The sequence below is a fragment of the Okeania sp. SIO2F4 genome, from assembly GCF_010672385.1.
Classification (GTDB): Bacteria; Cyanobacteriota; Cyanobacteriia; order Cyanobacteriales; family Microcoleaceae; genus Trichodesmium.
This window is the reverse complement of the sequence record NZ_JAAHGT010000324.1, coordinates 1-9,559: the sequence shown is the minus strand read 5'-3', so window position 1 is coordinate 9,559 and position 9,559 is coordinate 1. Positions and strand designations below refer to the sequence as shown.

10 protein-coding genes are annotated in these 9,559 nt (G+C 36.6%); 2 read left to right on the top strand and 8 right to left on the bottom strand.

Features of this window, described 5'->3' with window-relative positions; all coding sequences use genetic code 11:
• Positions 1–193 precede the first annotated feature (193 nt).
• The 4 genes from F6K22_RS20145 to F6K22_RS20130 all read right to left on the bottom strand — a co-directional run bounded on the left by F6K22_RS20145 (position 194) and on the right by F6K22_RS20130 (position 2,285).
• Positions 194–637, bottom strand: a complete 444-nt coding sequence (locus F6K22_RS20145) for a peptidoglycan-binding domain-containing protein (protein WP_293101738.1) — start codon at positions 635–637, stop codon at positions 194–196.
• Between the two features lie 298 nt (positions 638–935).
• The gene (locus F6K22_RS20140) at positions 936–1,400 is read right to left on the bottom strand and encodes a peptidoglycan-binding domain-containing protein (RefSeq protein ID WP_293101735.1); all 465 of its coding nucleotides are present in this window, start codon (positions 1,398–1,400) and stop codon (positions 936–938) included.
• A gap of 139 nt (positions 1,401–1,539) precedes the next feature.
• A complete protein-coding gene (locus F6K22_RS20135; protein WP_293101732.1) occupies positions 1,540–1,857 on the bottom strand; it encodes a peptidoglycan-binding domain-containing protein in 318 nt (105 codons plus the stop codon).
• A gap of 170 nt (positions 1,858–2,027) precedes the next feature.
• The gene (locus F6K22_RS20130) at positions 2,028–2,285 is read right to left on the bottom strand and encodes a peptidoglycan-binding domain-containing protein (RefSeq protein ID WP_293101729.1); all 258 of its coding nucleotides are present in this window, start codon (positions 2,283–2,285) and stop codon (positions 2,028–2,030) included.
• A 406-nt stretch (positions 2,286–2,691) separates the two neighbouring features.
• Between F6K22_RS20130 and F6K22_RS20125 the strand changes: the two genes are divergently transcribed.
• Together F6K22_RS20125 and F6K22_RS20120 are read left to right on the top strand one after the other, a co-directional pair.
• A complete protein-coding gene (locus tag F6K22_RS20125; protein WP_293101727.1) occupies positions 2,692–3,705 on the top strand; it encodes an ABC transporter substrate-binding protein in 1,014 nt (337 codons plus the stop codon).
• 158 nt (positions 3,706–3,863) lie between these two features.
• Positions 3,864–5,228, top strand: a complete 1,365-nt coding sequence (locus F6K22_RS20120) for a DUF1800 domain-containing protein (protein ID WP_293101724.1) — start codon at positions 3,864–3,866, stop codon at positions 5,226–5,228.
• Positions 5,229–5,434: 206 nt separating this feature from the next.
• Here F6K22_RS20120 and F6K22_RS20115 read toward each other — a convergent pair whose 3' ends face one another.
• The 4 genes from F6K22_RS20115 to F6K22_RS20100 all read right to left on the bottom strand — a co-directional run bounded on the left by F6K22_RS20115 (position 5,435) and on the right by F6K22_RS20100 (position 8,864).
• Positions 5,435–5,887: a DUF4332 domain-containing protein gene (locus tag F6K22_RS20115; protein WP_293101722.1), complete on the bottom strand. Its 453-nt coding sequence runs from the start codon at positions 5,885–5,887 to the stop codon at positions 5,435–5,437.
• Positions 5,888–6,382: 495 nt separating this feature from the next.
• Positions 6,383–7,030 (bottom strand): peroxiredoxin-like family protein, encoded by a 648-nt coding sequence (locus F6K22_RS20110; protein ID WP_293101719.1) that lies wholly within the window; start codon positions 7,028–7,030, stop codon positions 6,383–6,385.
• A gap of 401 nt (positions 7,031–7,431) precedes the next feature.
• Entirely contained in the window at positions 7,432–7,674 is a 243-nt protein-coding gene (locus tag F6K22_RS20105; protein WP_293101716.1) for a hypothetical protein, read from the bottom strand.
• 89 nt (positions 7,675–7,763) lie between these two features.
• Positions 7,764–8,864, bottom strand: a complete 1,101-nt coding sequence (locus F6K22_RS20100; protein ID WP_293101713.1) for an aldo/keto reductase — start codon at positions 8,862–8,864, stop codon at positions 7,764–7,766.
• Positions 8,865–9,559: the final 695 nt, after the last annotated feature.

Here is a 9,559-nt window from a genome sequence, read left to right as displayed (position 1 = left end):
CTTCCTTTGTAAGATTACCAAATATTCCATCAACTACTAAGCTAGTATCAGCAACAGTGGCATTCAAAACTTTTTGTAAATCTTTCACATCTTCACCAGTGCTACCAAGGGATATAGTAGGACGAGTGGTAGTTGTTTGAGTTCCAGTAAGCATAATTTTCTCCCACACTTGGATAATACAACCTAAAAATCCTTAGTCTCTAATCATATTGCTCATCAGAACATACCACGTATTTTGACCGACAATGCCATCAACTTCTAAGCGGCTATTTTTTTGGAATCCCTTAACAGCTGCTTCAGTGTTTGAACCAAAAATACCATCTACAACTAGAGAATAGCCCATTTCATTCAGGGTAATTTGCAGACTTTCAACATCATAACTGCTGCTACCCCGACCAATAGTAGGAGGCAGTAAAGCTCCCCAAGTTTGAGAACCAACTATACCATCCACTGTTAAATTTCGGTCTTTTTGGAACTGCTTAAGTGCGGCGTCAGTGCTAACACCAAAGATACCATCTTCCACTAAAGAACCATAGCCAGCATTATTGAGAAGGCGTTGTACCAGAGTCACATCAGAACCGTTGCTTCCGTTGCGTAAAACTGGTAAAGATAAAGAACTTGAAATACTTAAAGTCATTGTTAATTCTCCTGTATTAGGATAGATGAGTATGAGAAATTAGATCGATTTGGTCAGTCACCCCAGGAGTAAACTCCAAGAGTTTGTACATTCTTGTTGCGATCGCTCCAAGGAAACAAGCCAACACCTGACCTGCTGAAGATATCCTTTGTCTACATTATCGGTCAGGGTTAAAGTTCTGAGTGCCACGCTCTCGCTCTCAATGACATTCCTGGGAATGCGATCGCTACTTCCATGAAGAACGAACCGGACAGTTAAACACGCTCGCGTGGGTTAAGCCAGTACTTTCTAAAAATCGTTAATGTGTAATCATAATGATCATCAGAGCATACCAAGTTAAAGGACCGACAATGCCATCAACTTCTAAGCGCCTATTTTTTTGGAATCCCTTGACAACTGCTTCAGTGTTGGAACCAAAAATACCATCTACAACTAGAGAATAGCCGATTTCATTTAGAGAATAGCCGATTTCATTCAGGATACTTTGCAGACGTTCAACATCATAACTGCTGCTACCCCGACCAATAGTAGGAGGCAGTAAAGCTCCCCAAGTTTGAGAACCAACTATACCATCCACTGTTAAATTTCGGTCTTTTTGGAACTGCTTAAGTGCGGTGTCAGTGCTAACACCAAAGATACCATCTTCCACTAAAGAACCATAGCCAGCATTATTGAGAAGGCGTTGTACCAGAGTCACATCAGAACCGGTGCTTCCGTTGCGTAAAACTGGTAAAGAAAAAGAACTTGAAACACTTAAAGTCATTGTTAATTCTCCTGTATTAGGATAGATGAGTATGAGAAATTAGAGCGATTTGGTCAGTCACCCCAGGAGTAAACTCCAAGAGTTTGTACATTCTTGTTGCAGTCATATCTAGAGATGTAGCAACAAGAGTGTTTAAGTTTTAATAGGTGTATTTGAAGATAGCATCACCTAACGCTTTCCAGGTTTGGGGACCTACCACTCCATCTACTGTAATATCAGGCGATGGAAAAGGAAAAGTAGCGTTATAATTTTGTTGAAACTCAGCTACTATTTGTTTGGTTTGATTATCATATTGGGCATCAAATATTACGTTACTTGTAATCAGAGATGGTCTACCTTGTTGCAAACCAAACCAATAGATTGAGGATAACAATTGTTCAAGAAACCGAACACTATCTCCACTATCTCCTTCTTTTAATACTGGCATTGTTGATACAGTCATTGTTGATACAGTCATTTGAGAAAATTCCTTAGTTTAGTTGAAGATTAGGTTAGCAATCAGTAATCAGTTTTCAAGTCGTATAATGGAGATTTTCACCCCCGAATTTTAGCTGAATACTGAATGCTGGTAAAAAGATGGTTTGTTGATAGCTACCTTAGTCATAGCTATGGTTTTGTTAGTTGTGATTAGTAAATTGAACCCTCAAGATCGATCCATTCTAATGTTCCCCAACTTTGGGGACCAACAATTCCATCCACAGTTAAACCATAGTATTTTTGGAATTTCTTCACAGCTTCTTGTGTTGCTACACCAAATATTCCATCAACTACCAAAGAACCAAATCCAGCAGCATTTAACCATCTTTGTAGATATTCTACATCTTCTCCAGTGCTACCAAAATACAGAGTAGGACGAGTAGTAGTTGTTTGAGTTCCAGTAAACATAATTTTCTCCTTGTTTTTTGAATTGAGCAGAACTTAGGCATTAACTCTATATACAGAGTACTTTTTGGTCATTATTCCAGATAACCCCACTATATTTAGTTTCGCTGTGTAAGTCCTGCTCTATATTTTTATCATCTCCTAGTTTTTGGGGAAGTGGGAAAATGTGCATAAGTTATCACAATTAACTTTTTATTGTGGGTGGAGGTGAATTTTCTTACACAATTAACTTTTTATTGTGGGTGGAGGTGAATTTTCTTACACATTGATTAGCACTCAGGGGTCACATTCTGCCATAACAATAGTTTTGTGAGGAGATATGGTTTAATATTTGAACTTTCACCTATTTAAAAAGAATCAATCCTTTAATTGGACTTTACCTGGTGCAGATTTTCTAAACTCGAAAAACTTGAATGGAAAAGGTTTAAAAGTTATCATTGCTAATGATGCTAATTTTGAGGAGAAAGCAAAGAATGTTGCCAATACAATAGTCAAACGCTCAGATATTCTAGGTGTTATTGCTTCTTGGACCAGTGAGATGACGATGGCAACTGTAGATATATATAACCAAAATCAATTAGTATCAGTTTCTCCTGGTGCAAGTACATCTGAACTCACAGACCAACCTCGAAAATTTTTCTTCCGAATTATCGCAACTAATCATCTCCGAGCAGAAGCAATGGTTGATGTCTTGATGAATAAAATTAATCAAAACAGAGCTACGATTTTTTATAACCCTGCTAGTCCCTATTCTAGTGATTACAAAAAACGATTTAAAGAAAAATTCTTAGAAAAAGGAGGATACATCGTTGATTCAATTAATATTTCTCAGTCTAATTTTAATGCTAAAAGTGCCATCCAAAAAGTTAGAAACTCTGGGAAATTAGCAATTGTTTTAATTCCAGATGGTCAAGTGAGTGATGCTCTAGTTAATGCTCTAGAAGTCATCAAAGAAAATGGTGGTCAAAACTGGATAGTTGGTGATTCGTCAATTTACAGTCCCAAAACCCTGAAGATTGGTCAACCCCAACTCTTGGAAAAACTGATTGTCACCGTTAACTGGCATCCTCTAAGGAATCCAAAATCTTATTTTTCTCAGACCACTGAGCAGCTTTGGGGAGGGTCTGTTCGTGACCGTACAGCTTTGAGTTATGATGCTGCTCAGGTGCTAATCAAAGGGATTGAGGAAAATGGGGAAAAACATCGTCGGGAAATTAAGAAGATATTGGCAGGTGAAAATTTCCGCGTTGACGGGGTAACAGGAAAAATTGAATTTAAACCAGGGACTGGCGATCGCAAAAAACACCCCCTGGAGTTAATTAAGGTTGTTCGTTGTGATAATCAAGTGTTTAACTTCGTATTTATTCCTGAGAAGTATTCAAAACCTGAAGATGCAGGGTTAAATTGTTTGAGTTCTAACTAATATTCTTTTCTGAATAATAAGTGATAAAAAAGTATATGGTTTGTAGTAGGGCTTTAGCCCTATCTATACTTAGGGCTAAAGCCCTACTACAAGCTTTAATTATAACTATTTAAAAAGAGATATTAATTTATAAAATTACTCAAACTCTGATAAAAATTATGACTGATATTAAAATTTTACACCTAATTAATCGTCTTAGTTTCGGACCGACTCCTGGGCAAATTGAAAAGATTAAAAATATTGGTCTAGAAGTTTATATTCAATCTCAACTGCAACCTAATTCTATTCCCTACCCAAAAGTATTAATTCAAAAGCTAGAATATCTTGATACATTACCTCTAACTCCCAGTGAAATAATCACAGAATTACGACAACTTCAACAACAGGGAAAAGAATTAAGATTAGACCAGAGAGGATTAAATAGAATCAAAGGACGTTTTGAACAAAAAATATTTTTACAAGCTACTAAAGGTCGTTTTTTACGAACATTAGAAAGTCCGCGTCATTTAGAAGAAGTGATGGTAGATTTTTGGTATAATCACTTTAATGTTTTTGGTCGTCAAGGACTCAATCGTTTATATTTTAGCTCTTACGAACAGCAGGCAATTAGACCTCATGCTTTGGGAAAGTTTAGAGAATTATTAGGTGCTACTGGTCGTCATCCAGCCATGTTAATTTATTTGGATAATTGGCAAAGTCATAGAGGTAGAATAAATGAAAATTACGCGAGAGAACTATTAGAATTACATACTTTAGGTGTGGATGGAGAATATAGTCAAGATGATGTTATTGCTTTAGCAAAAATTTTTACTGGTTGGGGTCTACCTCCTAATAACAAAAGATCCGAAGATCCAGATGGATTTTATTTTGATGAAAAACGTCACGAATCGGGGGATAAATTTTTTCTCGGACAAACAATTAAAGAAAATGGTATGGCTGAAGGTGAAACAGCTTTAGATATTTTAGCTAGTCACCCTTCAACGGCTAAACATATTAGTTATAAGTTAGCTCAAACTTTTGTTTCAGACGAACCATCAGAGTCTTTAGTAAAAATTTTATCTCAGAGTTTTTTGGATAGTCAGGGAGATATTTCTACGGTACTTAATACTCTCTTCAACAGTTCAGAATTTTGGCAGACAGAGGTACATAATTCTAAGTTTAAAAATCCTTATCGGTTTGTGGCTTCTGCCATGAGAGCTATGGGTAATGAGGTTGATAATTTTCGACCTATTAATGGCATTTTAGATCAGTTAGGAATGCCTCTTTATGGTTGTGTTACTCCGGACGGTTATAAAAATACAAAAGAAGCATGGTTAGATTCAGATACGATGATTCGACGTAGTAGTTTAGCTATACCTTTATCTGGTGGTTTGTTGGGTAGAGGAAAACCTATTAGTGCAGAAAAATTAATGGCTACTTTGGGTAATAATTTTTCTGCTCAAACTCGTGCAGTAATTGATAAAAGTTCTGCTGATTTAAGGGCAGCTTTAATTTTTGGTAGTCCTGAGTTTATGAGATATTAAATGTAAATTGTAGGGGCGAATGGCCATTCGCCCTTACAAATGTAGGTTTGAAAACTTCTTCCTTCTTCCTTCTTCCTTCTTCCCTCTTCTTTCTTAGCGAATAATTAAGGTAAAAATCCTCTCCTTTAAAGGAGAAACAATGTGAATATTTTCCTTTTATTGAATCCAATCCGTTTTAGGGAGAGGTAATTATCAATTATCCATTATCAATTATCAATTATTGAAGTTGATGATAAAAATTTAGCTTGTTGAACCCATTTTTGAACTAAATCTACCGTCGGACAAAGGTCGCGTCGTTGCATAGTTGATACCTGTAATTTAAGGATTTGTTGGTGCAATCTGTGAACGGGTATTTGAGCTAATTGGGTAACTGAAGCAATGCCAGCATGAAGTAGCAGTCCGCAGTATTGACAACCAACAGTAGGAACTCTAGCTAAGTCTGCTAATGCCACCCATTTTTTGACATATTGAGGATGAATTTGTAGTTGACTTGCTAGGATTAATTTTTGTTGGGGAGTGTGGGTTATTTCTAGTAGTTTTCTAGTAGTGGTAATTCCATATTCTATTAGTAATATTTGGTGTTGTTTGCTTAAACCTGGTAATTTTTCAATCGACCAGTTTTGAGATTTGATTGAGGGAATTTTTGGCGATTTTTTCATGTTTCCTCATATCTAAATTTACGCTATTACCGAATAATTAATAATTATTAATTAAAGAATTCACCCTTTAAAGCCTCCCCTTTCAAAAAGTGCTATTGAATTTCCTTATATTCAATTCCCGTACGGTTTTAACCAGAGGTAATTATCCATTATCCATTAATGAAATACTTGGTATATTGTTGTGAGTAATTATCCAGCTATCTTGATAATTAAGGCATTTTTAACAGTTTCATGGTAAATATATTTCACAGACATGATTTTGAACATATTTTGTTGATTTACAGCATTTATATAGATACAATTGCTTGGCGTTATAAGACGCGTCGTGGCTTGCTGAAGGCTACCAATACTCTTTTCCAAACTTTGCTCTTCCTTCTTCTTTCTTCAAATTAAATAAGATTAAATTATTCTACAATTCGACCTGAAAAAGTAGGGGATAACAGTAGTTTCCCCCTACTTTAATCCCTCTATCTAATTAAAGCAATCTCTATGGTACTATTTGATTTTTTTTAACACATTAATAATTTCTTCTGGGTCGAGGCGTTTTGTATAATCTGGGTCAACAAAAGCATGGATAATTGTACCATCGGTAGCAATTACATAAGTTCCAGGAATTGGTAATTCAAAACTTTCATCACCGTTATAAGCAGGTAAGTCAATACCAAAACTTTGATAAATTGGTCGTAGTTCTTCGGGAAGTTGAAAGACTAAATCAAATTTTTTAGCAATCTCATTTCCCACATCGCTTAATACTTCAAAACTTAGTTCATTTTTCTCTGTGGTGGAAAGAGAATTATCTGGAGTTTCTGGAGAAATTGCGATTAATTTTGCTCCTAATTCTGTGATTTGTGGTAGATACTTTTGTAAGCCTCTTAATTCCATATTACAGTAAGGACACCATCCGCCACGATAGAAGGAAATTACTACAGGATTTTCTGCAAGTAATGATTTTAATTCTACTGTTTTACCTACTGCATTTTGCAAGCTAAACTCAGGAACTTTTTCTCCTACTTTTAAGCTGTTGTTAACAATTCCAGAATCAGCTAAGTCAACTACAGCTTTATTCATTTTTGCTTTTGCATCTTCTGGTAGTTTTCCTTCTATTTCGGTTTGAAGTTGTTGTAAGTTTTCGGTTAAGTTCATAGTATTTGCTATTTGTTTTGAATTTTCATTCCAATTAAAATAAGACTTACGCAGGAACCGGGTCGATCGACAAAATTTCGTGAGAGCGAAAAACAATAATCAGGGCAATAAACTTGGTTTCTTGTTTGGGTGCGTAAATCCTGTAAGACAAAATGTGGATTTTACATTAATTATATCAAAAGTCGTCTGCTTATGAGCAAGGCTTTAAACCGAAATTTTCAGTAAAATCTAGAATCTAAGAAAAATACTATATAGCACTACGCAAATATGTCGCAGAAATTGATATAGCGGTTTTCACAAAGGTAGACTACAGAAACAAGAGAGGTATTTTTAAAGTTTTATAAGTTAGAGACTTGATAGTTGTATTCTATGTTAATGAAAATCGCTATAACTGCTCAAACTTAGCCAGGAATTACTTCTGACTTCCAACTTCTGATATCAAATCCGCTCGGGTTCGGTATAAAAAATGTTCCATAAAAAACCATTGCCAAATCTTTCTTTATCTCCCCATTTCCCCGCACTCCCCACACTCCCCACACTCCCCACACTCCCCACACTCCCCACACTCCCCACCCTTCCCATACTCCCCACACTCCCCACCCTTCCCATACTCCCCATCTCCCCACCCTTCCCATACTCCCCACACTCTTTATCTAATTAAACCAATACTGTCGGATTTGATATAATTTACCCGTAGCGCTATAGAGCGATCGCCAAGTAAGATTTCCTGAAATCAACTTATCAACTGAGCAAAGTAGGCAGCATCTAAGGTGGGAATACTGGTTAATGTAAGATTTTCTGCCACATGGTTAGGAGATTTCATCCCCACTAGAGCAGAGCATAAACCAGGAACACTGCGGGTAAATTGCAGAGCGCGTACCGCATCTGTTGCCAGGTTTTCGCCGAGAGCAGTCATAATTTTTTGAGGAAGTTGCTTGAGGTTTTTAGCTTGAGCAATGGAAGCACTGGCGATCGCATTGATGCCAAGTTGGTTTGCCGCAGTAATGGCGGGTAAAATTTTGCCGTCTACAGGTTGAGTTGGAGTAATAATTGCTTCTGTCATTGCCAGGTTAACTGGTAGTTGGATGAATTGGAAGCGATCGCCTGTTCCACCTGCTATTTGTTGCGCAATAGATTTAGCTTTGGCTAAGTCAATATGTTTTGCATCTGTTGGTTGCACTCGAAAACCTTGCCAAGTAGCTATTCCATAAGCAGTTATTTTGCCAGCATCAGCAGCTTTTTCTAGCACTGAAAAAACTGCTTTGAGACGGCGATAAAATTCATCTGCAGGAATAATTCCTAATTGAGTTTCTGGGTTATGTAAGTAATAAATATCAATAGTCTCTATACCCAAATTTATTAAGCTGCGTTCTAGTTGGTCTTGAATATATTCTGGGTGCATACAGTGAACTCCCGCCACCATATCTGTTGCTTGAATATTAAATTTAGGGTTGTCTATGTATTCTCGTTTAAACCACTCTTCTTTTTGTCGGTTAGGAATAAAACCACCTTTAGAACAAATGATTAATTCTTCTCGCGATACGGTTTTTGATTCTATTAATTGAAGTAGAGCTGCTTTGACACTACTTTCACCGTGCTGAGACCGATAATTTATGGCAGTATCTATTAAATTTATCCCGTTTTTTACGGATTTAATAATTGCTTCTGTGACTAAATTATCTGTTGCTGCATCTGATGAACCTAGATATGTACCGATACCTATTGAACTGGCAGTAAAGTTATTAAATTCTCGGAAGTGTTCTGGCGGACATCCTGTTTGATGAAGTTGAGCATAAGACTTGGTTTTTGTTGTTGTAGCTTTTCCGGAAATCACTTTTTTGCTCCTAATTTTTTGGTTCATAAATTTAGATATTTGATTCCTATTTTATAAAGTAATGACAGAATAGTAAAGGTAATTCAATAATTAATAATTAACAATTAATAATTAATAATTACCTCTTCTGATAACGGATAGGATTGGCTCAAAGGATTTTTTTCTTCTCTTGGTCGATTGGAATATGGTGAGGTAATATCATTTCTCAAAAACTTTATCTATTTCAGAGTAGGGTTGGAGGGGAGTAGGGGAGAATTCAATAATGGATAATTGATAATGGATAATTGATAATTACCTCTCCCTAAAACGGATTGGATTGAATAAAAGGAAAAAATTTATTTCTCGAGGGGAGATTGGAGGCAAGCGTTTGCTAGCGCAAAGCTTCACTAACGCGTAGCGTCCCGGAGGGAACGGAGACCTCGCCATCCCTCAACCGCTTTTTCCGCTTGAAAGGGGAGGCTTTAAAGGGTGAATTATTGAATTATTAATTCTTCGGTAAAAGTAAGAATAATTGATATTAACCAGCCAGTAATTATTAAAAAAGTTATTTAGCCTGTCTAAATTAGTTAATAATTGAAGTTCCACCCAAGTATAGCATTACTTTTGGTGATTTTTATAACCCATCCATCCCATCCTACGGAATGCTGCCTCTTGCCTCCTGCGGAGGAGCTGCGCGACATGAAAAGCGCAGCTCA